The sequence below is a fragment of the Micromonospora sp. NBRC 107095 genome (genome assembly GCF_030269705.1).
GTDB lineage: Bacteria > Actinomycetota > Actinomycetes > Mycobacteriales > Micromonosporaceae > Micromonospora > Micromonospora parva.
The window spans coordinates 728,548-751,480 of record NZ_BSTU01000002.1 but is presented as its reverse complement, the minus strand read 5'-3'; the positions used below and the strand labels follow the sequence as shown (position 1 = coordinate 751,480).

Annotated in this window: 22 protein-coding genes; 9 read left to right on the top strand and 13 right to left on the bottom strand. The window is 72.2% G+C overall.

The window, feature by feature from the left end; genetic code table 11:
* Positions 1 to 126: 126 nt before the first annotated feature.
* On the bottom strand, positions 127 to 1,752 hold the full coding sequence (locus QSK15_RS15850; RefSeq protein ID WP_285794945.1) for a DUF885 domain-containing protein: 1,626 nt from the start codon (positions 1,750 to 1,752) through the stop codon (positions 127 to 129).
* 148 nt (positions 1,753 to 1,900) lie between these two features.
* Positions 1,901 to 5,401, bottom strand: a complete 3,501-nt coding sequence (metH, locus tag QSK15_RS15845; protein ID WP_435823124.1) for a methionine synthase — start codon at positions 5,399 to 5,401, stop codon at positions 1,901 to 1,903.
* 276 nt (positions 5,402 to 5,677) lie between these two features.
* Here metH and QSK15_RS15840 point away from each other — a divergent pair, with 276 nt between their 5' ends.
* Positions 5,678 to 6,547: a PAC2 family protein gene (locus QSK15_RS15840; protein ID WP_030332815.1), complete on the top strand. Its 870-nt coding sequence runs from the start codon at positions 5,678 to 5,680 to the stop codon at positions 6,545 to 6,547.
* A 123-nt stretch (positions 6,548 to 6,670) separates the two neighbouring features.
* Positions 6,671 to 7,462, top strand: a complete 792-nt coding sequence (locus QSK15_RS15835; RefSeq protein WP_285794943.1) for a GntR family transcriptional regulator — start codon at positions 6,671 to 6,673, stop codon at positions 7,460 to 7,462.
* A 298-nt stretch (positions 7,463 to 7,760) separates the two neighbouring features.
* Here the strand turns inward: QSK15_RS15835 and mshC are convergent, their stop codons facing one another.
* The 6 genes from mshC to QSK15_RS15805 all read right to left on the bottom strand — a co-directional run bounded on the left by mshC (position 7,761) and on the right by QSK15_RS15805 (position 13,300).
* Positions 7,761 to 8,999 (bottom strand): cysteine--1-D-myo-inosityl 2-amino-2-deoxy-alpha-D-glucopyranoside ligase, encoded by a 1,239-nt coding sequence (gene mshC / locus QSK15_RS15830; protein WP_285794942.1) that lies wholly within the window; start codon positions 8,997 to 8,999, stop codon positions 7,761 to 7,763.
* 66 nt (positions 9,000 to 9,065) lie between these two features.
* Positions 9,066 to 9,884: an SCO1664 family protein gene (locus QSK15_RS15825; protein ID WP_285794941.1), complete on the bottom strand. Its 819-nt coding sequence runs from the start codon at positions 9,882 to 9,884 to the stop codon at positions 9,066 to 9,068.
* Positions 9,881 to 10,462: a DUF3090 domain-containing protein gene (locus QSK15_RS15820; RefSeq protein WP_238685851.1), complete on the bottom strand. Its 582-nt coding sequence runs from the start codon at positions 10,460 to 10,462 to the stop codon at positions 9,881 to 9,883. Before QSK15_RS15820 ends, QSK15_RS15825 begins: the two co-directional genes overlap by 4 nt.
* 157 nt (positions 10,463 to 10,619) lie before the next feature.
* Positions 10,620 to 11,333, bottom strand: coding sequence for a histidine phosphatase family protein (locus QSK15_RS15815; protein ID WP_285794940.1), 714 nt, complete (start codon positions 11,331 to 11,333; stop codon positions 10,620 to 10,622).
* A gap of 81 nt (positions 11,334 to 11,414) precedes the next feature.
* A complete protein-coding gene (locus QSK15_RS15810; protein WP_285794939.1) occupies positions 11,415 to 12,251 on the bottom strand; it encodes an undecaprenyl-diphosphate phosphatase in 837 nt (278 codons plus the stop codon).
* Positions 12,248 to 13,300: an LLM class F420-dependent oxidoreductase gene (locus QSK15_RS15805; protein WP_285794938.1), complete on the bottom strand. Its 1,053-nt coding sequence runs from the start codon at positions 13,298 to 13,300 to the stop codon at positions 12,248 to 12,250. The genes QSK15_RS15810 and QSK15_RS15805 overlap by 4 nt, the downstream gene beginning before the upstream one ends.
* A 186-nt stretch (positions 13,301 to 13,486) precedes the next feature.
* Here QSK15_RS15805 and QSK15_RS15800 point away from each other — a divergent pair, with 186 nt between their 5' ends.
* Positions 13,487 to 14,458 (top strand): aldo/keto reductase, encoded by a 972-nt coding sequence (locus tag QSK15_RS15800; RefSeq protein ID WP_130400857.1) that lies wholly within the window; start codon positions 13,487 to 13,489, stop codon positions 14,456 to 14,458.
* A gap of 68 nt (positions 14,459 to 14,526) precedes the next feature.
* Here the strand turns inward: QSK15_RS15800 and QSK15_RS15795 are convergent, their stop codons facing one another.
* From QSK15_RS15795 to QSK15_RS15785, 3 genes are read right to left on the bottom strand one after another with little or no spacing between them, the layout of a single operon-like run.
* Entirely contained in the window at positions 14,527 to 15,432 is a 906-nt protein-coding gene (locus tag QSK15_RS15795) for a hypothetical protein (RefSeq protein WP_285794937.1), read from the bottom strand.
* Between the two features lie 14 nt (positions 15,433 to 15,446).
* A complete protein-coding gene (locus QSK15_RS15790; RefSeq protein WP_285794936.1) occupies positions 15,447 to 16,508 on the bottom strand; it encodes a WXG100 family type VII secretion target in 1,062 nt (353 codons plus the stop codon).
* Positions 16,505 to 16,837, bottom strand: coding sequence for a hypothetical protein (locus QSK15_RS15785; RefSeq protein ID WP_167337304.1), 333 nt, complete (start codon positions 16,835 to 16,837; stop codon positions 16,505 to 16,507). The genes QSK15_RS15790 and QSK15_RS15785 overlap by 4 nt, the downstream gene beginning before the upstream one ends.
* 94 nt (positions 16,838 to 16,931) lie before the next feature.
* On the opposite strand from QSK15_RS15785, the gene QSK15_RS15780 reads away from it, so the two are divergent.
* The 3 genes from QSK15_RS15780 (at position 16,932) to QSK15_RS15770 (ending at position 18,666) form a co-directional block, all read left to right on the top strand.
* Positions 16,932 to 17,351, top strand: a complete 420-nt coding sequence (locus tag QSK15_RS15780) for a YbaB/EbfC family nucleoid-associated protein (RefSeq protein ID WP_285794935.1) — start codon at positions 16,932 to 16,934, stop codon at positions 17,349 to 17,351.
* A complete protein-coding gene (locus tag QSK15_RS15775) occupies positions 17,348 to 18,271 on the top strand; it encodes an SseB family protein (protein WP_285794934.1) in 924 nt (307 codons plus the stop codon). The genes QSK15_RS15780 and QSK15_RS15775 overlap by 4 nt, the downstream gene beginning before the upstream one ends.
* Positions 18,272 to 18,474: 203 nt before the next feature.
* Entirely contained in the window at positions 18,475 to 18,666 is a 192-nt protein-coding gene (locus QSK15_RS15770; protein WP_030332768.1) for a DUF5703 family protein, read from the top strand.
* A gap of 55 nt (positions 18,667 to 18,721) precedes the next feature.
* Here the strand turns inward: QSK15_RS15770 and QSK15_RS15765 are convergent, their stop codons facing one another.
* Both QSK15_RS15765 and QSK15_RS15760 read right to left on the bottom strand, forming a co-directional pair.
* Positions 18,722 to 19,387 (bottom strand): hypothetical protein, encoded by a 666-nt coding sequence (locus tag QSK15_RS15765; protein WP_285794933.1) that lies wholly within the window; start codon positions 19,385 to 19,387, stop codon positions 18,722 to 18,724.
* 58 nt (positions 19,388 to 19,445) lie between these two features.
* Complete coding sequence (locus QSK15_RS15760) at positions 19,446 to 20,774, bottom strand: M20/M25/M40 family metallo-hydrolase (RefSeq protein ID WP_285794932.1); 1,329 nt, start codon at positions 20,772 to 20,774, stop codon at positions 19,446 to 19,448.
* 148 nt (positions 20,775 to 20,922) lie between these two features.
* Between QSK15_RS15760 and QSK15_RS15755 the strand changes: the two genes are divergently transcribed.
* From QSK15_RS15755 to QSK15_RS15745, 3 genes are all read left to right on the top strand, one after another.
* Positions 20,923 to 21,534, top strand: coding sequence for a hemerythrin domain-containing protein (locus QSK15_RS15755; RefSeq protein WP_285794931.1), 612 nt, complete (start codon positions 20,923 to 20,925; stop codon positions 21,532 to 21,534).
* A gap of 84 nt (positions 21,535 to 21,618) precedes the next feature.
* Positions 21,619 to 22,599, top strand: a complete 981-nt coding sequence (locus tag QSK15_RS15750; protein WP_285794930.1) for a LysR family transcriptional regulator — start codon at positions 21,619 to 21,621, stop codon at positions 22,597 to 22,599.
* Between the two features lie 60 nt (positions 22,600 to 22,659).
* Positions 22,660 to 22,905: a hypothetical protein gene (locus QSK15_RS15745; protein WP_030332759.1), complete on the top strand. Its 246-nt coding sequence runs from the start codon at positions 22,660 to 22,662 to the stop codon at positions 22,903 to 22,905.
* Positions 22,906 to 22,933: the final 28 nt, after the last annotated feature.

Sequence of the window (22,933 nt, the reverse complement as noted above, 5' to 3'; positions counted from 1 at the left end):
GGTGCGTCCCGTTGGTGCTCATAGTCGGTGACCGTCGGGACGACGGGCAACACGAGCAGCACGGTACCTATCACAAGGCCGGGGCGCGGCGGCGTGCACACCACCTGACCGAGCCTGGCGAGCGTCCTATGGCACGCGGCCACCCTCGAGGGCCGCCGTCAACTGACCCAGCCCCAGCGAACCCAGATCCAGCGCGTAACGATGGAATGCGCTTCGGTCGCCGGGGAAGGACGAGCGGCCTGCCAGCCACACGCGCTCACCCACCTTGTAGGCCAGCGCCTGCCCTGGCCGGCCCAGGTAACGCGCGAGCTCGGCGGACGCGTACGGCCCCTGATGACAGCGGTCCCGCAGCAGCTTCAGCGCAGCATCCGGTGTCCACACTGCTCCATCACCAGACGGCACCGGCAGCCGCAGGTGCAGACCGACGTCGAGCACGACCCGTGCCGCTCGCAGGAGCTGCATGTACAGATACCCCAGTCGAGCACCCGGCTGGTCATAGAGCCCAAGCTCGTCCATGAACCGCTCGGCGTACAGGGCCCAGCCCTCCTGGCTGCCGGCAAGGCCGCCGAGCAGGTTCAGCCGCTGCCCGAGTCCTCCCCGGCAGACCTCGGAGCCGAGGTGGAGGTGGTGCCCGGGAACGCCCTCGTGATAGGCGGTGCTGTACGCGTACCAGGTGGGGAAACTCGCCGCGTCCTCGGGGATGGACCACCAAACCCGGCCCGGCCGCGCCAGGTCCCGCGACGGCCCGTAATAGGCAATGCCGGACGACGTGGTCAACCGCGACTCGATGCGCCGCAGCGGGGCGGGAATGTCGAAATGCACGCCGTCCAGCCGCTCGGTGGTGGCCTCCAACAGCTCCTGCAGCCACGCGGCGAACGCCTCCCTGCTGTGCAGCGTGCCAGGCGCGTCGGGGCTGGCGAGCCCGGCGAGCACCTCTGGCACGCTCCCGCCCAGTTCCTTCGCTTCCGCGATCAACTCGGCCTCTGTCGCTCGGAACTCGTCCCAGCCCCAGTCGTACAGCTCGCGCAGGTCAGGGCGGGCCGCGAGGAAGGTACGCACCCAGAGTGCATACCGCTGCTGGCCGAACGCCTCTTCCTCAACGGCGCGTGGTGCCAGGTCCGCGGTCAGCATCTCGGCCAGTCTCTGGTACGCCGCTCGCGCGCCCGTCGCTGCGGCCCGCAACGACGCCCGCTGAGGCCCCTCGCCGTAGCGATCCACCAGGGCGACATCGTCGTCGATCCAGTTGCGACAGCGCTGCGTGACGAGCTCCACCTGACGCCGCGCCGGCACATTACCGCGCTCCGCGGAAAGCAGGAGGCTGCGGGCGTACCCGTCCAGGGCCGTGGGGATCGCGGCCAGGCGTGCGCCGACACGAGCCCAACCCTCCTCGAAAGCGGCGCTCTCGGCGCTGCGGCCCGGAACCGCGGCCTCGACGGCCTGGCGGATGAGCTGGAGCGGACCGGTGGCCGCCGCGTGCAGTTCGCGCAGGTCCTCCCCGGCGTCGTGCACGGCGATCCGCGTACGCAGCCGCTCGGCGAGGTGGGCGTGCAGCGGGGTCGCGGCCGGCAGTGCGTCACCCACGATCTCGAGTTCGCGCAGGGCGCGGGCCGCGAGGTCTGCGCGGGCCTGGTGGCCCTCCGGGCTGTAGTCGGTAAGCCCGTCGACATCCTGCTCGCCAGCCTCGACGACCGCTGTGCACGGGTCGAGGCCGGCCATCTCGCGCAGGAGCCGACCCGCGAAGTCCTCGATCATGGGGCCGATGCTAGGGCCTTGCCTCAGCTGCCGCGGTGCGAGCCACATCGATTGCGACAAACGGACCAGCACGTCTGGCCGCGCGGCATGATCATGACCAAGCCGCCGTTCGGACGACACCAGGTGCAGGTCAGGGCAGCTGCGCCCGTTACTTGGCGTTGAAGTAGTTGGCCTCCGGGTGGTGCACCACGATCGCGTCGGTGGCCTGCTCCGGCATGAGCTGGAACTCCTCGGACAGCTCGACCCCGATCCGGTCCGCGCCGAGCAGGTCCATGATCTTCGCCCGGTCCTCCAGGTCGGGGCAGGCCGGGTAGCCGAACGCGTACCGGCAACCCCGGTAGTCGTTGTGCAGGATGCCGGCCAGGTCCGCCGGGTCGTCGTGCCCCAGCGGGCGACCGTCGGGCAGGGTCATCTCGGCGCGGATGCGCTGGTGCCAGTACTCGGCGAGCGCCTCGGTGAGCTGCACGGAGAGCCCGTGCACCTCCAGGTAGTCGCGGTACTCGTTGCGGGCGAACAGCTTCGCCGCGTACTCACTGACCGGCTGACCCACGGTGACCAGTTGCAACGCGACCACATCGAGCTGGTCGCCCCGGGGCTTGAAGAAGTCCGCCAGGCACAGCCGCCGCTCCTGCCGCTGCCGGGGGAACGAGAACCGGGCGCGCTCCGCGTGCCCGTTCTCGTCGAGCACCACCAGGTCATTGCCTTCGGAGTACGCCGGGAAGTAGCCGTACACCACGGCTGCCTCAAGGACCTGGTCGGCGATCAACCGGTCCAGCCAGTACCGCAGGCGCGGGCGGCCCTCGGTCTCGACCAGCTCCTCGTAGGAGGGTCCGCTGCCGCCCCGGGCGCCGCGCAGGCCCCACTGCCCGGAGAAGGTGGCCCGCTCGTCGAGCAGCGCCGCGTAGTCGGCCATCGGCACGCCCTTGACGACCCGGGTGCCGAAGAACGGCGGGGTGGGCACCGCCACGTCGGCGGCCACGTCGGAGCGGACCGAGGAGTCGTGCAGCTCCGGCAGCGAGGTGGTGACCACCGAGCGCTGCCGTTCCCGGCGCGCCCGCCGGGCTGCGAGGGCCGCCTCCCGCTCGGGGTCGATCACCGGCGCGCCGCCGCGCTTGGCGGTCATCACCCGGTCCATCAGGGACAGACCCTCGAACGCGTCCCGCGCGTAGTGCACCTGCCCGGGGAACATCGCGCGCAGGTCGTCCTCGACGTACGCGCGGGTCAGCGCCGCACCACCCAGAAGGACGGGCCAACGCTCGGCGACCCCCCGGGTGGCCATCTCGGCCAGATTCTCCTTCATGATGACGGTGCTCTTGACCAGCAGCCCGGACATGCCGATCGCGTCGGCGCGGTGCTGCTCGGCGGCGTCCAGGATGGCGCTGATCGGCTGCTTGATGCCGATGTTCACGACCTCGTAGCCGTTGTTGGACAGGATGATGTCGACCAGGTTCTTGCCGATGTCGTGCACGTCGCCGCGCACTGTGGCGAGCACGATGCGGCCCTTGCCGCCGTCCTCCGCGGTCTCCATGTGCGGTTCCAGGTAGGCCACCGCGGTCTTCATCACCTCGGCGGACTGGAGCACGAACGGCAACTGCATCTGGCCGGAGCCGAACAGCTCACCGACCACCTTCATGCCGTCCAGCAGGATGTCGTTGATGATCGACAGCGGGGACCGGCCGCCGGCCATCGCGTCGTCCAGGTCGGCCTCCAGGCCGTTGCGCTCACCGTCGATGATCCGCCGCTTGAGCCGTTCGTCCAGCGGCAGCGCGGCCAGCTCCTGGGCCCGGCTGGCCCGGGCGCTGGTCACGTCGACACCCTCGAACAGCTCCAGGAACCGCTGCACCGGGTCGTACCCCTCGCGGCGGCGGTCGTAGACCAGATCCAGGGCGACCTCGCGCTGCTCGTCGGGGATCTTCGACATCGGCAGGATCTTGCTGGCGTGCACGATCGCCGACGTCAGGCCGGCCTGCACACACTCGTGCAGGAACACCGAGTTGAGCACCTGCCGGGCCGCCGGGTTGAGGCCGAAGGAGATGTTCGAGATGCCCAGGGTGAAGTTGACACCCGGGTAGCGGCGGGCGATCTCGCGGATCGCCTCGATCGTCTCGAGGCCGTCGCGGCGGGTCTCCTCCTGCCCGGTGGCGATCGGGAAGGTCAGCGCGTCGATCAGGATGTCGGCGCGGTCCATCCCCCACCGGCCGGTCAGGTCATCGATCAACCGCGTCGCGACCCGGACCTTCCACTCCTGGGTACGGGCCTGCCCCTCCTCGTCGATGAGCAGCGCCACGACCGCCGCGCCGTGCTCGCGGACGATCGGCATCACCCGCGCGTACCGGGAGTCGGGGCCGTCGCCGTCCTCGAAGTTCACCGAGTTGACCACGCACCGGCCGCCGAGCATCTCCAGCCCGGCCTCGACCACGGCCGGCTCGGTGGAGTCCAACATGATGGGCAGGGTCGACGCGGTGGCGAACCGGCCGGCCAGTTCCCGCATGTCCTGGGTGCCGTCGCGGCCGACGTAGTCCACGCACAGGTCGAGCAGGTGCGAGCCGTCGCGCGCCTGGCTGCGGGCGATCTCCACACAGGCCCGCCAGTCACCGGCGAGCATCGCCTCCCGGAACGCCTTGGAACCGTTGGCGTTGGTCCGCTCCCCCACCATCAGCACCGACGCGTCCTGGGCGAACGGCACCGGGTGGTACACCGAGGAGACACCCGCCTCGTGTCGGGGCTCGCGGGCCGGGGCGGTGACGCCGTGCAGCCGCTCGGCCAGCACCTGGATGTGCTCCGGGGTGGTGCCGCAGCAGCCGCCGACGAGCCCCACGCCGTACTCGGTGACGAACCGTTCCAGGGCCTCGGCCAGCTCCACGGGAGTCAGCGGGAAGTACGCCCCGTCGGCGGTCAGCACCGGCAGGCCGGCGTTCGGCATCACCGACAGCGGGATGCGGGAGTGCTGCGACAGGTACCGCAGGTGCTCGCTCATCTCGGCCGGGCCGGTCGAGCAGTTGAGCCCGATCAGGTCCACGCCGAGCGGTTCGATCGCGGCCAGGGCCGCACCGATCTCGCTGCCGACCAGCATCGTGCCGGTGGTCTCCACGGCGACGTGACAGATGATCGGCACCGACTGGCCCAGCTCGGCCATCGCCCGCTTCGACCCGACCACTGCCGCCTTGACCTGGAGCAGGTCCTGGCAGGTCTCGATGATCAGCGCGTCCGCGCCGCCGGCGATCAGACCGGCGGCGTTCTCCTGGTAGGCGTCGCGCAGGGTCGAGTAGTCGGCGTGCCCGAGGGTGGGCAGCTTGGTGCCCGGCCCGATCGAGCCGAGCACGAACCGGGGCCGCTGCGGGGTGCTGGCCGCGTCGGCGGCCTCCCGGGCGATCCGGGCGCCCGCCTCGGACAACTCGCGGATGCGCTGCGGGATGTCGTACTCGGCGAGGTTGGCGAGGTTGGCGCCGAAGGTGTTGGTCTCCACGCAGTCCGCGCCGGCGGCCAGGTAGGCGTCGTGCACCCCGCGCACCACGTCCGGGCGGGTGACGTTGAGGATCTCGTTGCACCCCTCGAGCCCGTCGAAGTCGTCGAGCGTGAGGTCCGCGGCCTGGAGCATCGTGCCCATCGCACCGTCGGCGATGAGAACCCGCTCAGCCAGCACATCCATCAATGAAGTCCGCACCCGTTCAGGTTAGTGCGATTCGGCCGGACTCCACGACCATCCTCGAGCGATCCCCTATTGTGTCACGGGGATCACCCTGTCTGGTTCGTTCGGGTATGACCTGCTGTCGGAGCGGCCGACCGGCGCGGCCGACGGGCCGTGCCCCCGCCCTGCACGTAGGCTGACGGACGTGAAGGACAACAGGGACGCCACCGTGCACCACGGCATGACGACCGGGCGCGGTCCCGGCGCCAGCCGCGACGAGCAGGGTGAGGTGACGGCGTGACCGAGTTCGACGGACTGCCGGTGCTGCGGTCCCCCGTGGCGATTGCCGCGTTCGAGGGCTGGAACGACGCCGCCGACGCGTCCACCGCCGCCGTCGAGCACCTGGAGCAGGTCTGGAACGCCCGGCAGATCGCCGAGTTGGATCCGGAGGACTTCTACGACTTCCAGGTCAGCCGGCCCACCATCACGATGGCCGACGGCGAGACCCGGCGGGTGGAGTGGCCGACGACCCGGTTCATGGTGGCCAGTCCGGAGGGCACCGACCGCGACGTGGTGCTGATCCGCGGCATCGAGCCGAGCATGCGCTGGCGGACGTTCTGCGAGCAGGTGCTGGAGATCTGCCACAGCCTGGAGGTGGAACGGGTGGTGCTGCTCGGCGCGTTGCTGGCCGACGTTCCGTACACTCGGCCGCTGCCGATCAGCGGCAGCGCCTCCGACGCGCAGGCCGCCGAGCGCTACCAGCTCACCCCCACCCGGTACGACGGTCCGACCGGCATCGTCGGCGTGCTGCACGACGCGTGCACCCGCGCCGAGGTGGACGCCGTCTCGTTCTGGGTGCACGTGCCGCACTACGCCAACAACCCGCCCTGCCCGAAGGCCACCCTCGCCCTGCTGCACCGGGTGGAGGAGGTCGTCGACCTGCCGGTGCCGATGGCCGACCTGGCCGAGGAGTCCGCGGAGTGGGAGCAGCGGGTGCGCAGCGCCGCCGAGCAGGACGCCGAGTTGGGCGAGTACGTCCGCGAGCTGGAGGAACGGGTCGGCGACGAGGGGATCACCCCGTTGACCGGTGACGAGATCGCCCAGGAGTTCGAGAAGTACCTGCGCCGCCGGGGCGGTTCCGCCGGCCCCACCGCCGGTTCCTGGTAGCTGCCGCTCCGCTGCGGGCCTTCGGACCTTTCTGGTCCGGGGGCCCGTTTTGGCGTGTCCGGGGTGGCGCCGTCACACCCCCTAGGGCATCCTAGGAACCTAGATGTGATCAAGGAGGCGGGTGTGCAGATCAATCCCGGGGCCGCTGAGTTCCCGCACCGACAGATCGCCGCGCAGCTCAAGGCCCAGGTCCGCCGGGGCGACTGGGGGCCGGGCGAACGGCTGCCGTCCATCCCGGCCATCGCCGAGATGTTCGGCGTCGCCAAGCAGACCGTGCAACGCGCCGTCGACCAGCTGCGGGTCGAGGGCATCCTGATCACCAAACCCGGCTCCGGTACGTACGTCCGGGGCACCCGCCGTCGCCTCAACCGCCTCTCCCGGGGCCGCTACGGCGGCTTTCGCGGCTACCACACCGACCTGGCCGCCCGGTACCGGCAGCAACTCGTCTCCGTGGGGCCCGCCCCCGCCCCCGCCGAGGTGGCCGACGCCTTCGGCGTGTCCGACGGCACCAGCCTGCTCTGCCGCCGGCACCTCGTGCGCACCGACGACTCCCCCGTCGAGGTCGGCGCCTCCTGGTTCCTGCCCCGCGACACCGCCGGCACCTCACTGGAGCGCACCGAGGCGTTCGGCCGGCCGCTCTACCAGGAGGCCGAGGAGGCCACCGGGCGGCGCTACGTCTCGGCCACCGACACGATCAGCGCCCGGCAGCCGAGCCGGGAGGAGGCCGAGATCCTCCAGATCCGACCCGACACCCCCGTGCTGCACCTGCTGCACGTCGCGTACGACGCGCAGCGCAAGCCGATCGAGGTGTCCCAGGCGACCTGGCCCGGCCCGATGACCACGCTCACCGAGGAATACAAGATCCCCGGTCCGACCCCCGACCCGGAACCCGACCCCGGCCTCATCCTCGGCTGACGGTTCCTCACGGACCACAACCCCGCGCGCGACCCCGCGCACCCCGGTCGATCATGAGGTTGACGGGTCCGGCAGAGATCGAAATGCCCGCCAACCTCATGATCAACGCGGTCTGGGTTAACTGTGCGGCGTCTTGTCGGAGTCGATCGGGTGTCTTGGGGTGATCGACTCGGCTTCCTGGAAGTCGGGGCATCGCACTGGTCGGGACGCCGCGACTTCCTGAAAACCGAGTCGATCACCCTCCGCAGCCGACGCGCGGCGCGCGGGCGGGCGGGGTTCGGCGCCGGGGGGCGGGGGGTTAGAGGCGGATGCCGAGGAGGGCGTCGACCGTGTTCGCGAAGAGGGCCGGCGCCTCGGGGTCATCGGCCGCGCCGGCGAGGGTCGCCTCAGCCCACCGGTCGGCCGCGGCCAGGGCACCGGGAGTGTCCAGGTCGTCGGCCAGACGAGCGCGTACCTCGGCGAGCAGCTCCACCCCGGACGGCCCGGCGGGCGCGGCGGCGGCCCGCCGCCAACGGTCCAGCCGCTCGTACGCGGCGGCGAGCAGCTCGTCGGTCCAGGTCCGGTCGCTGCGGTAGTGCCCGGAGATCAGCGCCAGCCGGATCGCCATCGGGTCGACCTTGTCGGCGCGCAGCCGGGACACGAAGACCAGGTTGCCGCGGGACTTGGACATCTTCTCGCCGTCCAGGCCGATCATCCCGGCGTGCACGTAGTGCTCGGCGAACGGCGCCTGACCGGTGAGCCGCTCGGCGTGCGCGGCGGACGCCTCGTGGTGCGGGAAGAGCAGGTCGTTGCCGCCGCCCTGCACGTCGATCCGGTCGCCGAGCAGGTTGAGCGCGATCACCGCGCACTCGATGTGCCAGCCGGGGCGGCCTGGGCCCAGCTCGCCGCCCGGCCAGGACGGCTCGCCCTCGCGGGCGCCGCGCCACAGCAGCGGGTCCAGTGGGTCCCGCTTGCCGGCCCGGTCGGGGTCGCCGCCGCGCTCCGGGAAGATCTCCAGCATCTGCTCGCGGGTCAGGTTCGACTCGTAGCCGAAGCGGGGCGTGGCGGAGATGTCGAAGTAGACGTCGCCGGTGCCGTCGTCGAGCCGGTACGCGGCACCGTCCTTGAGCAGCACCTCGACCTTCTCGACGATGTCCGGGATCGACTCGACAGCGCCCACGTAGTGCGCCGGCGGGATGATCCGCAGCGCCTCCATGTCCTCCCGGAACAGCGCCGTCTCGCGCATCGCCAGGACCACCCAGTCCTCGCCGTCGCGGGTGGCCCGCTCCAGCAGCGGGTCGTCGATGTCGGTGACGTTCTGCACGTAGCGCACCGGACGGCCGGCGTCGCGCCACATCCGCTGCACCAGGTCGAACGTGATCATGGTGGCGGCGTGGCCGAGGTGGGTGGCGTCGTACGGGGTGATGCCGCAGACGTACATGCTTCCCGCGTCGGCCGGCTCACTCGGGTGGACACCCTGCCGCGCCGAGTCGTACAACGCCAGCGGCTCGCCCCTGCCCGGCAGCCGTGGCACCTCGTGTCCCGCCCAAGACTCCATGGGATCAGCCTAGCCAGCCCGGCGACGACGCCGGAGCACCCCACGGGTGATCAAGATGACAGCGGCTCACATGGGTGGCCAGGGCATCGCCGGCCAGTCCTCCGGCGGCAGCGGAAAGCTGCCGGTGGCGCGCAGCCGGTCCACCCGGGCGGCCACCTCGGCCACCTCGCTGATCGTCAAATGGTCGGCCAGCTCCGCGCCGAGCGGCCCGGCGACCTGCCCGGCCAGCGCGTCGAGCATCTCCACGGCGTCCGGGGGCAACTGCTTGCCGGCCCAACCCCAGAGCACCGTCCGCAGCTTGTCCTCCACGTGGAAGCTCACCCCGTGGTCCACGCCGTAGATCCGGTCGTCGGCGCCGACGAGCACGTGACCGCCCTTGCGGTCGGCGTTGTTGAGCACGGCGTCGAGCACCGCGAGCCGGGCCAGCCGTGGGTCGTCGGCGTGGGCCAGGGCGTACGCGGCGCCGTCGTCGTCCCGGGCCGCGGCGATCGGGATCCAGCGTGGCGGCAGCTCCCCGGCGGGCAGGAAGCCGACGAGCGGTTCGGCGTCCTCCGGCTCGTCGATCCACAGCTGGCAGGAGCCGGGGCCGAGCGGGCCGTCGCGCAGCACGGTGGGCGGCACCAGACCCCAGCCGGTGGCCCGGGAGACCAGGTACGCCGACACTTCCCGGCCGGCCAGGGTGCCGTCGGGGAAGTCCCAGAGGGGCCGTTCGCCACGGACCGGCTTGTAGACGCAGCGGGCGGTCATCCCGTCCAGGGTCAGGATGCCGCGCAGCGTCGTGTTCGACGCGTCGACCAGCCGACCCTCCAGGTCGAGGACGCCGTCACGCAGCAGCCGCAGCGCGGCGTCGCCGTCCTGGCGAGGCTGGAGGCCGGACGAGGTCACCGGTGGTAACCGTTGTGCCGCGGGCAGAGGTGCCCGGCGGGGTCCAACGGTTGGCCGCAGAGCGGGCACGGTGGCCGGCCCGCGTTGACCACTCGCCGGGCCCGCTCGATGAACTGGCGGGTCGCCTGCGGGGTGAGCCGGACCCGGAGGCGATCAAGATCCTCGTCCGGCTCGTCGTCCTCGTCGTCGTCTTCGTCGTCGTCCTCGTCGCCGAGCTCGACCTCGGGCTCCACCTCGCCCGCAGCGATCGCCTCGATCACCACGGTCGCGGTGTCCACGTCGAAGGCCAGCCCGAGGGTGCCGACACGGAACTCCTCGTCGACCGGAGTGTCCAGCGGCTCGTTGTCGCCGATCACCGGCGCCAGCTCGGGGAGGTCCACCCCGAAGCGACGCTGCGCCTCGGTGAGCAACTCCTCCAGCTTTTCGGCGAGCAGGGACACCTGGACCTTCTCCAGCGCGACGCTGACCAGTCTGCCGCCGCCGCGGGCCTGCAGGAAGAACGTGCGCTCCCCCGGCGGCCCGACAGTCCCGGCGACGAACCGCTCCGGCGGTTCGAAGGCGTGCACCTGGTGGGTCATACCCACGACCCTATCCGGCCCGCCTGGGCACCGCGCACCCCACCGACGCGAATCGCCGCAGTGGCGGCGCGCCCGGCGTACCAGGGGCTGCACCCGGGCGTGGCGAGGGCTCCGGCGTGCGTCGACGCCCCGGCCGGGGGTGCTGGCGTGACCCGCCTCACCGCGACGCACCCGCCCCGCCGCCGACGGCCGCATCCGAGTCGGCCGCCCGGCTCGCGCGCCGACGCCGCTTGGTCGGCGGCGGCACCAGCGCCGTCAGGTCGCCACCGGTGTCGTTGAGGCGCACCAGAAACGGACGTAGCGGGGTGAACCGGATCGCGGTCACCGACGCCGGGTCGGCCACGATCCGCTGAAAGGCATCCAGGTGTACGCCGAGCGCGTCCGCCACGATGGCCTTGATCACGTCGCCGTGGCTGCAGGCCAGCCAGACCGCCTCGGGCCCGTGTTCGGCGTTCACCCGGGCGTCCCAGGAGCGCACCGCCGCCACGGCCCGCGCCGCCATCGCCGCCATCGCCTCCCCGCCCGGGAAGACGGCCGCGCTGGGATGCTGCTGTACCACCGGCCAGAGCGGCTCCTTGGCGAGCTTCTTCAGCGGCTGGCCCTCCCAACTGCCGTAGTCGCACTCGATCAGGCCGTCCTCGACGACCGGGTCGGCCTGCGGGAGCGCCAACTCCAGGGTCTGCCGGCAGCGGATCAGCGGGCTGGTCACCACGGCGGCCAACGGCACCTGCCGCAACCGCTCGCCGACCGCGCTGGCCTGGGCGCGCCCGGTGTCGTCCAACTCGACCGGCTGGCGGCCGGCCAGACCGCCGTCCGCGTTCGCTGTCGTCCGGCCGTGTCGCAGAAGCAGGAGGGTCGCCACGGGGACCACCCTATGACCTGGGCTCGACGGCGGGCAGCAGGCGGCCCCCGGGTCCGCACGCGGGCGGGACCGGGGGCCGTCGACGGTCGGTCAGGTGGCGCTGATCGTGCCCGTCATCAGCAGCGCGAGGACCAGGGTGCCCAGCGCGACCCGGTACAGCACGAAGACGTACAGGGTGTGGTGCGCCACGTACCGCAACAACCAGGCGATGGCGGCGTAGCCGATGCCGAACGCGATGACGGTGGCCACGATCATCTGCGCGACCGACGGGGTGGACGTGCCCGGGGCGGACGGTTCGAAGACGTCACCGAGGCTGAACACGCCGGACATCACCACCGCCGGGATGGCCAGCAGGAACGAGTACCGGGCCGCCGCCTCCCGGGTCAGGTTGAGCAGCAGACCGGCGGTCAACGTCCCGCCGGAACGGGACACCCCGGGGATCAACGCCATGGCCTGGGCGAAGCCCATCACGATGCCGTCCTTCATCCGGAAGTTCTCCAACGTCCGGGTCTGCCGCCCCCAGTACTCGGCGAACGCCAGCACGAACGCGAACACGATCAGGGTGGTCGCCACCAACCACAGGTTGCGCCCAGCCGTCTTGATCTGATCCTTGAAGAGGAACCCGAACAGCCCGATCGGGATCGAGCCGACGATCACGTACCAGCCCATCCGGTAGTCGAGGCTGGAGCGCACCGACGTGTCCCGGATGCCCACCAGCCAGGTCCGGGTGATCCGCCAGATGTCCTTCGCGAAATAGATCAGCACGGCCGCCTCGGTGCCGAGCTGGGTGACCGCGGTGAACGACGCGCCGGCGTCACGGTCGAAGAAGATCGCCGAGGTGATCCGCAGATGCCCCGACGAGCTGACCGGCAGGAACTCGGTCAGTCCCTGGACGATGCCCAGGACGATGGCTTCGACCCAGGTCACTCGCCGACTCCCGAGAGGTCCAGAGCCTCGGCGACGGTCCGCAGGGTCTGCACACCGCTGTCCCGGTCGGCGACGAACAGGGTCACCGACAGCGTGGTGACGCCGGCGGCGGCGTACTCCCGCATCCGCTCGGCGATGCGCTCCTTCGGGCCGAGCAGCGAGGTGCGGTCGATGAACTCCATCGGCACCGCGGCGGCGGCGTCGCGCTGCCGCTTGGCCAGGTACAGGTCCTGCACCTCGCGGGCGGCGTCACCGTAGCCCATCCGGGTGGCGAGCTGGTTGTAGAAGTTCTGCTGGCGGCTGCCCATCCCGCCCACGTAGAGCGCGGCGTACCAGCGCACGAGTTCGGCGCAGGAGGCCACGTCGTCGCCGACCACCACGGGCACCGACGGCACCACGTCGAACCCGGCCAGTTCCTTGCCGACCCTGGCCCGCCCGGCGCGCACCGAGGCGAGCTGCTCCTCGGCGAACTCCGGGGAGTAGAAGACGGCCAGCCAGCCGTCAGCGATCTCGCCGGCCAGCTCCAGGTTCTTCGGGCCGACCGCGGCCAGGTAGATCGGTATGTGCTCGCGGGGTGGGTGGAAGCCCAGCCGCAAGGCCTTGCCCGGGCCGTCCGGCAGCGGCAGCGTGTAGTGCTCGCCGTCGTACGCGACCTCCTTGCGGGCGATGGCCAGCTTGACGATGTCGACGAACTCGCGGGTCCGGGCGAGCGGCTTGGCGAACCGCACACCGTGCCAGCCCTCCGACACCTGCGGGCCGGATACGCCCAGGCCGAGCCGGAACCGGCCGCCGGAGAGCGCGTCGATGGTGGCCGCGGTCATCGCGGTGGCCGCCGGCGTACGGGCGGGGATCTGCATCACCGCGGCACCGACGTCGATCCGTTCGGTCTGACCGGCCATCCAGGCCAGCATGCTGGGCGAGTCGGAGCCGTACGCCTCCGCAGCCCACACCACCGAGTAGCCCAGCCGGTCCGCCTCCTGGGCCAGCGCCAGGTGGTCGGCCGGTGTGCTCCACGCCGTCTGATATCCGAGACTGAGCCCGAGTCGCACTGGTCCTCCCCCATCCGTGGCACAGGTCGCACCAGGTTACGCAATGCCGATAACGGCCTCGATCACCGGCTCGACACCTTTGATCCCCCCTCCGTCGGGGCAGCCCGGGGCGGCGGAACCGGCAGAACCGGCAGAGATACGGGAGCGAGGATATCCGTGGCGGCAGGTTCGAAATAAGGTTCACCCATGCAACAGCGACCGCTCGGCCGAAGCGGGCTGGCGGTTTCGCGGCTCGCGCTCGGCACCATGACCTGGGGCCGGGACACCGACGCCGACGATGCGGCCGCCCAGCTGAAGAGTTACCTGGACGCGGGCGGCAATCTCATCGACACCGCCGACGTGTACGGCGACGGCGACGCCGAGTCGGTGATCGGCTCGCTGCTGGGCTCCCTGGTGCCCCGCGACGAGCTGCTGATCGCCACCAAGGCCGGGTTGCGTCCCGGCAGTGGCCGACGCCGTGACGGCTCCCGGGGGCACCTGCTGCGGACGTTGGACGCGTCGCTGCGCCGGCTCGGCACCGACCACGTCGACCTGTTCCAGGTGCACGGGTACGACCCGGACACCCCGCTGGAGGAGACCCTGGCCGCCCTGGACCACGCGGTGGCCAGCGGCAAGGTCCGCTACGTCGGGGTGTCGAACTTCTCCGGCTGGCAGACCGCGCGGGCCGCCGCCTGGCAGACCGCCTGGCCGGGGCGGGCGCCCGTGGTCGCGTCCCAGGTCGAATACTCGCTGCTGGAGCGCGGCGTGGAGCGGGAGGTCCTGCCGGCGTGCGACGCGCTCGGCCTCGGCGTGCTGCCCTGGTCGCCGCTGGGCCGGGGGGTGCTCACCGGCAAGTACCGGCACGGCCGGCCGGCCGACTCCCGGGCAGCGTCGCCGCACTTCGAACGGTTCGTCGCCACGTACCTGGAGCCGCGCTGCTCCAGCATCGTGGAGGCGGTGGCGACGGCGGCCGGCGGGCTGGGGGTGTCGCCGCTGGAGGTGGCGTTGGCGTGGATCCGGGACCGGCCCGGTGTGACAGCGCCGATCCTCGGCGCCCGGACTGTGGGGCAGCTGCTCGGCGCGCTCCAGGTGGAACGGATCACACTGCCCGAGGAGATCACCACCGCGCTGGACGACGTCTCCGCCGTGCCGGTCGGGTACCCCGAACGCGACGGCTGACCGGCGCCCCGGGGCCCGGTCAACAGTTGATCAGCGCCGGCCCGGTCACCGCTACCGGCGCGCCGGGGTCACGGCGTCGGACGCTGCCCGGGGAGGTCCTGGATCGCGGTCAGGAAACGCGACTGGTCGTCGCGCAGCGCCGGCTGGGTGAGCCGGATCCACGAGCCGTCGTCGAAGAAGACGGTCGAGGCGAGCTGCACGAGGCCACTCGCACCCCGCTCGGAGTCGACCCGGGTCACCCGGTCGCGGCGCACACTCCACAGCACCCGCGGCTGACGCCGGTCGGGCCGGTCGGCGTCCGGGCGGGGGCCCATCCGCAGCAGGTGCAGGTGGGTGTCGGTCACCGCCAGCGGCGTGCCGCTGTAGCGCTCCAGGAACAGCAGCAGGCTGCCGGCGAGGGTGGCGAGGTCACCGCTGAAGACGTACCGGCGGCGGTAGGCGATCTCGGCGAGCTGCTCGGCCAGCGGACGGTACTGGCTCAGCCGGAACAGCGCCCGGAACGCCTCCTGCTCCTCGGTGAGCGGGATCGGCTCCCGCTGGGCGGGTTGCTGCGGCAGCGCCGGTTCCGGCGCTGCCGACTCCGACCCGCCCGCGGCGAGGACACCGGCGTTGCCGGGCAGCATCAGCACACCCGCGGCCAGCCGCACCGGCGTGAGCACCGCGTCGACCCAGACCACCGGGTTGACGATGTTGAGCAGCCCGAACAGCACCTTCGGGTCGAGCGCGTCGGCCAACTCCGCGCCGACGTCGTCGGCGAGTTGCCGACCGGCCTGGTGGGTCTGCGACATGCGCACCGGCCCCAGCCCCACGTACCGCAGTTCCTGCCCGGTCAGCAGCGGCGCCACCAGGGCGCGCTCCGGTTCGTCGCTGGTGCGGAACTCGTCGCGCAGCTCGCGGGCCTTGTCCCGGGCGGCCCGCGCGCCGCCGAGCACCGCGTCGGTGAACCGGCCCAGCCGCCCGCGCTCCCCTGACATCACCCGTCGCCTCCCTAGCGGCCCGCCGGCTGGTCAGCCGGCGGCTGCCCGAAGACATTCTGGTCGATCCAGTCCGCGCCGCTCTGCACCGCCTGGTCGATCTGGTCGCCGACCTGCTCGCTGCCGGGAACGGAGAGCCCGCTGGTCAACGCGACAGTTCCCCAGGTGACACCGTGGACGACCGAGTTCGGCACGTTCCACGGCAGGTTGGTCGCCCAGTCCCGGGCGATCACCCGGGCGCCGTCGGCGACCCCGTGCGCCCGCAACGCGGCGGCCCGGTCGAGGGCGCCCATGTCGAACGGGGAACCGGACTTGCCCAGCTTGTAGGTGCCCTTGGTGGGATCGAGGAACTTGTGGTGCCACTTGTCGAGCTTGCCGGCGGCGCGGCGCTTGTCGGCGTACTTCTTGCCGGTGCGCAGCGCCTTCTGCATGTCGACCAGCTTGTCCAGGTGCGCCCGCAGCTTGCGCAGGTACAGCAGGACCCGCTGGAGCAGGCGGATGACCTTCTGCAGGTGCACCGCGAGCGGCCGGATGACCTTCAGCATCCGGGTGACCACGATCAGGCCCCTGGTGACGGCCACGCCCACCCCGGCAGCCCAGGACGCGCCCATGGTGACCGGCGCCATCAGCAACGCCGTCACCAGCGTCACCAGCAGGAAGTTGACGAACTCCACGCAGAGGTCCACGAGCACGTCGTGCACGGTCTGCAGGCCGTCGGCGACGCTGCGCAGGTACTCCGCGGTCGCGGCGAACTGCTCGGCGACGTCGAGGAGCTGCTGCTCCACATCGGCCAACCGCTGGCCGTACGCCACACCGGCGGGTGAGCGCCACCCGACCTGCGCGGACTCCCGGGTCCCACGGTGGCCCTGCGCCAGGTCGCGCACCTGGGTGGCCAGCGCGTCCCACTCGGCGGCCTTCGCGCGCAACACGGCGGGCTCACCGTCGACCAGGTCGACGAGCTGGATCAGTGGCCACGCCAGGGTCCGGCAGACACTGTCGACGGCGTCCTGCACACCGGAAAGCGCGCTGTCGAGACCGTTCCACAGCTGAACGGCGCTGCCGGCCGGGCCGCTCATCCGGGCAGTCCCGCCTGGATGGCCTTGAATCCGGCGTCGAGGTCCCGTTCGTTGACCTCGTACGCCTCGACCGTGTCGGCCAGCGCCTTCGCGACCCGGCCGAACGCGGCGTTCGCGGCGGCGAACAGCTCCTTGCCACCGGTGACCTGCTCGGTGTACTTGTCGCGGAGCATGTCGCTGGCGAACGGCAGATGACCGAACGCGTCCGACGGCACGTCGCCGGCCGAGACGATCTGCCCCTCCAGCGCGGCAAGCGAGCTGGCGACCTGCTTGGCGGCTGTCTCCAGTCGACGGACCGCCAGCACGTCCACATCGATATCCGGTGCCATGCCGTTCCTCCCCCCCATGAGTCGAGCGCACCGACGATACGATCTCCCGGCTGCCGGGCACCACCCGGTCGCACGATCCACGGGGAGGAATCTCATGACGGACCCGACGTCGGCGTTCGACGCGCTCGCCGGGCGGATCGCCGACATCGAGCGCCGGTTCGCCGGCCTCCGCGACGATCTGGCCGAGTTGTCCGGCACCGCCGCCGACGAGAGTGGACTGGTCTCGGCGACCGTCGACGCCACCGGCGCGCTGACCGGCCTCACCCTCGCGCCCGCCGCCCTGCGCGCCGGCACTGAGGGCGTGGCCGAACTGGTGCTCGACGCGTACCGGCGGGCTCGCGAGGTCGCTTCCGCGCACGTCGACGAGCACACCGAGGGTTTGGACGTCGCGCTCGGCGCGGGGCTCGGCGACCTGTTCGGCACGCCGGGGGACTTCTCGGCGCTGGGCCGGCTGGAGGAGACCGTGGCCCGGCTCGGACGGCTGGACGACCGGCTGCCGGGCGCGCCGGCGTGACGTCGCCGACCTGGCCGGAGATCGCCGCCCGGCTGCGGGACACCGTCGCCCGCTGCGACCGGGACACCGACCTGGAGCTCACCGCAGGTCCGCGCGGGATCCGGCTGCTGGTGCGCCGCCAGGTGGTGCGGGTGGTCTGCCCCGGCCACGACGAAGCACGCCTGGCCGCGCTCGGCTGGCACCGCCCGACCGGCAACGAGGGCTGGTGGTACGAGGCACCGCGCACCCCGGAGCAGGTGGAGCGGCTCAGTGTCTTCGTGACCCGTACCGCGTCCGAGGTGCTGACCGACGAGCCCGGCGCGCTCTCCTGCCGGGCGGTGCCGCCGGCCGCCCGACCCGGCCCGGCGATGCGATCGACGGCCGACCGGCCGGCACCGGTCGGGTCCGCACCGGTCCCTGTGATCCAGGCCGAACCGACACCGGCAGGAGCGACACCAACGAGGGCGGCGACACCAACGGGGACGACACCCGCCGGGGCAACGCCAGCGGGAGCGACGCCAGCCGGGACCGCACCAGCGGGAGCGACACCCGCCGGGGCGACACCCGACGAGCCGGCGGTGGTGGCGGTGCTCGCGGCGGCCGTCGACCGACGTGACCTGCCCGGCTACCTCGGCGTGCTGGCCGGCGCCACGGTGTGCGTCCCGCTGGCCGGGGAACCGACGCCGGATGCCGACTTCCCGTGGACGGTGGTCGGCGACGCGACCGGCGCGCCCCTGCTGCCGGTCTTCACCTCGCCGGGCGCGCTCGCCGCGTTCACCGGGGACGGGGTGCCGTTCATCGCGCTGCCCTGCGCCGACCTGTTCGAGGACTGGCCGGACCCGTCCTGGGGGCTGGCGGTCGACCCGGGTAGCGCCCGGGCGGTCGCGTTGGCCGCGCCGGCCCTCGCCGCCCTGCTGAGCGCGAACGTCCCCGCCGGCTGACGTCCCGCCCAGGTAGCCGGCCGCCCCACAAGGTGACGATCGACTCGGGTTTCTTGAAACCGCGGTGTCTGGGTGGAGGGAACACCCCGACTTCATGAAAGCCGAGTCGATCACGACAGGAGGGCACGAACCGCCCGCCGCAGCGTCGTTGGTCACCCCGGAGGGGGTGGCGGACGGCCGCTGGGCTGGGCAGCATGGATGGCATGGACTACGAGTACGCGCCGCTGCGGCTGCCGCCGAACGTCGACCGGTTGACCGCCGCGGCGCAGTTGGCGATCCAGGCGGAGTTCTCCGGATGGGAGTTGGCCCGGGTGCGGCTGTACCGCGACGGCACGCGCCAGGTGGTGCTGCGCCGTCGGCGGATCAACCAGCCGCAGCCGGGCCTGTCGTACTGACGACGGGGCGGTGGCGCCCGGGGCCGGGATCGGCCCCGGGCGGCACCCTACCTACCTAGTGCTGGTGCCCGGCGTGGTCGTGATCGTCGTCGTCGAGCTCCAGGAACGGGTGCTCGTCGAGCCGACCGACCAGCCGGTCGTCGGCCGCCGGCTGGAACGGGCCGACCGCGTCGTCGTCATCGAACGACTCCAGGTCGACCGGGGTGCCGACCTCGCTGACCATGACCACCCCGTCGAGCGGTTCCAACTCGGGGACGTCCAACGCGCCGAGCGAGCCGTCGCCGCTCTGCAGCAGCTCCAGCACCGCCTCGCCGACGCCCTCCACCGGAGCCGGCTCGTCGTCCTCCGGGGTGCCCTCGCGGCGGGCCGCCTCGGCCGCCCGCAGCAGCGCGGAGACGCTCGGCACGCGGTAGTCGCGACGCTGACGAACCGAGATCACCCGGGGGTGCGGGTCGCTGGCCTCGGCTCCCTCGCCGCCGCCGAAACGCTCGTCGGCCTCGTCCGGGTCGATCGAGTCGACATCCCACGGCGTCACCTCGCCGAAGGCGTCGAGAAGCTGCTCGTCGTACGCGAAGGAGGCGTTGTTCAACGCCACGTACGCCTGCCAGACGTCGTCGTCGTCGACGCGGCCCTGTGCGGCGCGTACGGCGGCCAGGTGGTGGCGGGCCGCTTCGATCACCCGCTCGAGAGCGGCGTCCAGCTCACCATGCTGGTCGGTCATGTGGGGCAGTCCCTTCACGATGGGGAGATTGCGCGCCGGCGGACAGGGCCGGACACGACTAGCAGGTGCGGAGGAACCGGTCGAGAACCCGCACGCCGAACTGTAGTCCGTCCACCGGAACCCGCTCGTCGATGCCGTGGAACAACGCCGAGAAGTTCAGGTCGGCGGGCAGCCGGAGCGGGGCGAACCCGAAGCAGCGGATGCCGAGCTGCGAGAACGCCTTGGCGTCGGTGCCCCCGGAGAGCATGTACGGAACCGGCCGCGCCCCCGGGTCCTCCGCCCGCAGGGCCGCCGACATGGCCTCGACCAGGTCACCGTCGAAGGTGGTCTCCAGCGCCGGTTGCCGCTGGACGTACTCGATGGCGATGTCCGGGCCGACCAGCTCGCGTAGCTGTCGCTCCAGCAGCTCGGACTGGCCGGGCAGGCTGCGGCAGTCGATGGTGGCGGTGGCGCGGCCGGGGATCACGTTGTCCTTGTAGCCGGCGCTCAACCGGGTCGGGTTGGCGGTGTTGCGGATGGTCGCGCCGATGATGTTGGCGATCGGGCCCAGCTTGGCGATGGCCGTCTCCGGGTCATCCGGGTCCAACTCGATGCCGAGCAGGTCGGAGACCTCGGTCAGGAAGGCCCGTACGGTGTCGGTGACCACCACCGGGAAGCGGTGCCGGCCGATCCGGGCGACCGCCTCGGCGAGCGCGGTGACGGCGTTGTCGTCGTGCACCATCGAGCCGTGCCCGGGGCGACCCTTGGCGTGCAGCCGCAGCCAGTCGATGCCCTTCTCGGCGGTCTCGATGAGGTAGAGCCGCTGGTTGTCGTTGACCGAGTAGGAGAAGCCGCCGACCTCACCGATCGCCTCGGTGCAGCCGTCGAAGAGGTCGCGGTGGTTCTCCACCAGGAAGCGTGCGCCGTAGTCGCTGCCGGCCTCCTCGTCGGCGGTGTACGCGAGCACGATGTCGCGCGGTGGGCGTACGCCGGTGCGCTGCCAGTGGCGGACCACGGCGAGCACCATGGCGTCGAAGTCCTTCATGTCGATCGCGCCCCGGCCCCACAGGTAGCCGTCGCGCAGCTCGCCGGAGAACGGGCCCACCGACCACTCGTCGGCGTCGGCGGGCACCACGTCCAGGTGGCCGTGCACCAGCAGCGCGCCCCGGCTCGGGTCGGTGCCCGGGATGCGGGCCACCACGTTCGCCCGGCCCGGCGCGGACTCGTGCAGGACGGACTCCACGCCCACCTCGGCGAGCTTCTCCGCCACGTACTCGGCCGCGTGGCGCTCGCCGACGCTGGTGTCGTTGTCACCGGTGTTGGTGGTGTCGATGCGCAGCAGGTCGCGGCAGAGGTCCACGACCTCTGCGGTGGGGTCGGGTCGGGCGGAGGCGGCATCGCTCGTCATCGCCTCTTCATACCAGCCCGAGCCGGTCGACAGACCGGCGCGGGTGGACGCATCGACGGGTCGGTTTGGCCATGGCCGCGTCCGGGTACCGCCGCCCACGACCGTACGTCCCTGCCGGAGCTTCCGCCCGCCAGTCGAGGAGGGCACCATGTCCGCTGTTCCCCTGCCGCCGCTGCCGCCCACGCCCGCACCCGAGGAGGGCTACCGGCCCGCCGGCAGCAGCATCGCCGACATCGTGGACCGGGAGCACCGGCAACTGCTGGCGCTGCTGGACCAGCTGGCCGGCCCGGACAGTACGCCGCAGGAGGGGCTGGCGGTGCTCACCGCCGCACTGTCGCGGCACCTGTCCGCCGAGGAGCAGTACCTGTTGCCGGCGGTCCGGGCGGCGCTGCCGACGGCCACCGAGCGGGTGGACGCGGAGATCAACGCCGATGCGGCACTGCTCGGCGCCCTGAAGGGACTCACCGACGAGTCGCTGACGGCGGTCGCCGAACGGGTTCGCCGGCACGTCGACGGGGTAGGCGGGTTGATCACCGAGCTGCGCGCGGTGGCCACCGAGGAGGAGCTGATCCGGCTCGGCAACCGGCTGGAGATCGCCGAGGAGGCCGCGCCGACCCGACCGCACCCGGGCACGCCGGCCACCCCACCGTGGAACCGGATCGTGGAGCCGGCGGTCGGGGTGGTGGACAAGGTCCTCGACGCGGTGACCGGACGCCCGACGTACCTGGCGGACCTGCCGGAGGCACCGCGCGAGCAGTGATCGGCGACCGCCGGCAATGCATTCATTATCACCGATCCGCTCGGGCTATTCCGCCAGCAGACCCCGTAGTCCTACCGTCACCCTATGAACCTGGAGCTGCGTCACCTGCGGGTGGTCTGCGCGATCGCGGAGACGGGAAGTGTGACGAAGGCGGCGTCGGCGCTCGGCCTGGCCCAGCCGGCGCTCACCGCCCAGCTTCAACGCATCGAGCGGACGCTGGGCGGCCCGCTGTTCGACCGGGACCGGCGTGGGGCCCGGCCCACCGCGCTCGGTGAGCTGGTACTGGCCCGCGCCCGGGTGCTGCTGCCGGCGATGAAGGGGTTGCAGGACGAGGCTGCCCGGCTGGCCGGGGCGGGCGACGCGCCGCCGTGCTACCGGTTCGGCGGGGTGAACAGCCCGATCCTGGGCCGGCTGGTGCACCGGTTGGCCGCCGAGCAGCCGCCGGCCCAGATCACCACGTACGCGTCCTGGTCGGTCGACGAGTTGGCGCAGCTGGTGGCCGGCGGTCGACTGGACTTCGCGCTGGCCGGCGTGTGCGGCGACGCCAGCCCGTCGGCCGGGTTCGGGTTGAGCTGGCAGGAGGTGGCCGTCGACCCGGTGCTGGTGCTGCTGCCGGAGACCCATCCCCTCGCGGGGCAGGACGAGGTACGCCTGGCGGACCTGCGCCACGAGCAGTGGGTCGCCGCGCCGGGCGACGGCTGCTTCGCCGACTGCTTCGCCGCCGCCTGCGCCCGCGCCGGCTTCACCCCCCGCAAGGTGTACGAGACCGACATCCGCGGCTGCGTCGACCTGGTGGAGGCCGGCGTGGCGGTGGCCCTGTGCCAGGCGACGTTCCGCCCGGTGAGCGGCCTGGTCACCCGACAACTCGCCGGGACGCCGCTGCGGTGGCGGCTGCTGCTCGGCTGGCACCCGGACTCCCCCGCCGCCCAGAGCGCGGAGCTGGTGCTGGAGACGGCGAAGGCGGCGTACGTCGACTCGTTGGCGCCGCATCCGGCGTACCTGGCCTGGCTGCCGCGCAACCCGGGGTTCGGCGTGCGGCAACCCACCGGGGTCCGACCGGGCTGAGCTGCCGGTATTCCCGGCCGTTGGCGGTGCGAACCGCCGTGGGCCGGGTATCTGGCGGACATGACCGACCTCTACCCGCCCGCCGACGACCGCGAACTGCTGCGCCAGGCGGCTGCCGCGCACACCGCCGCCACCCGTGCGGTGGAGGCGTTCCTGCGCCGCCTGCCGACGGTGCCCGACCCGGCCGACGTGACCGAGTACGCGAACCTGCTCACCCGGGAGGACCAGACCCGTGGTGACCGGGACGCCGCCGCCGACGCGGCAGGCCTGACCATCGGCAGCCTGGAGTCCGACAAGGGTCAGTAGCACCACCGCGACGGTGCCGTCCCCGGCT

Bases quoted from the DNA above. Each gene is read 5' to 3' on its own strand.
- metH (WP_435823124.1), bottom strand. From the start codon at position 5,401: ATGGATGTGCTGGCTGAGCGGGTTCTCATCGCCGACGGTGCGATGGGC.
- QSK15_RS15745 (WP_030332759.1), top strand. From the start codon at position 22,660: ATGACCGACCTCTACCCGCCCGCCGACGACCGCGAACTGCTGCGCCAG.
- QSK15_RS15785 (WP_167337304.1), bottom strand. From the start codon at position 16,837: ATGGCACCGGATATCGATGTGGACGTGCTGGCGGTCCGTCGACTGGAG.
- mshC (WP_285794942.1), bottom strand. From the start codon at position 8,999: ATGGAGTCTTGGGCGGGACACGAGGTGCCACGGCTGCCGGGCAGGGGC.
- QSK15_RS15850 (WP_285794945.1), bottom strand. From the start codon at position 1,752: ATGATCGAGGACTTCGCGGGTCGGCTCCTGCGCGAGATGGCCGGCCTC.
- QSK15_RS15765 (WP_285794933.1), bottom strand. From the start codon at position 19,387: ATGACCGACCAGCATGGTGAGCTGGACGCCGCTCTCGAGCGGGTGATC.
- QSK15_RS15755 (WP_285794931.1), top strand. From the start codon at position 20,923: ATGTCCGCTGTTCCCCTGCCGCCGCTGCCGCCCACGCCCGCACCCGAG.
- QSK15_RS15790 (WP_285794936.1), bottom strand. From the start codon at position 16,508: ATGAGCGGCCCGGCCGGCAGCGCCGTTCAGCTGTGGAACGGTCTCGAC.
- QSK15_RS15770 (WP_030332768.1), top strand. From the start codon at position 18,475: ATGGACTACGAGTACGCGCCGCTGCGGCTGCCGCCGAACGTCGACCGG.
- QSK15_RS15780 (WP_285794935.1), top strand. From the start codon at position 16,932: ATGACGGACCCGACGTCGGCGTTCGACGCGCTCGCCGGGCGGATCGCC.
- QSK15_RS15760 (WP_285794932.1), bottom strand. From the start codon at position 20,774: ATGACGAGCGATGCCGCCTCCGCCCGACCCGACCCCACCGCAGAGGTC.
- QSK15_RS15750 (WP_285794930.1), top strand. From the start codon at position 21,619: ATGAACCTGGAGCTGCGTCACCTGCGGGTGGTCTGCGCGATCGCGGAG.
- QSK15_RS15800 (WP_130400857.1), top strand. From the start codon at position 13,487: ATGCAACAGCGACCGCTCGGCCGAAGCGGGCTGGCGGTTTCGCGGCTC.
- QSK15_RS15795 (WP_285794937.1), bottom strand. From the start codon at position 15,432: ATGTCAGGGGAGCGCGGGCGGCTGGGCCGGTTCACCGACGCGGTGCTC.
- QSK15_RS15820 (WP_238685851.1), bottom strand. From the start codon at position 10,462: ATGACCCACCAGGTGCACGCCTTCGAACCGCCGGAGCGGTTCGTCGCC.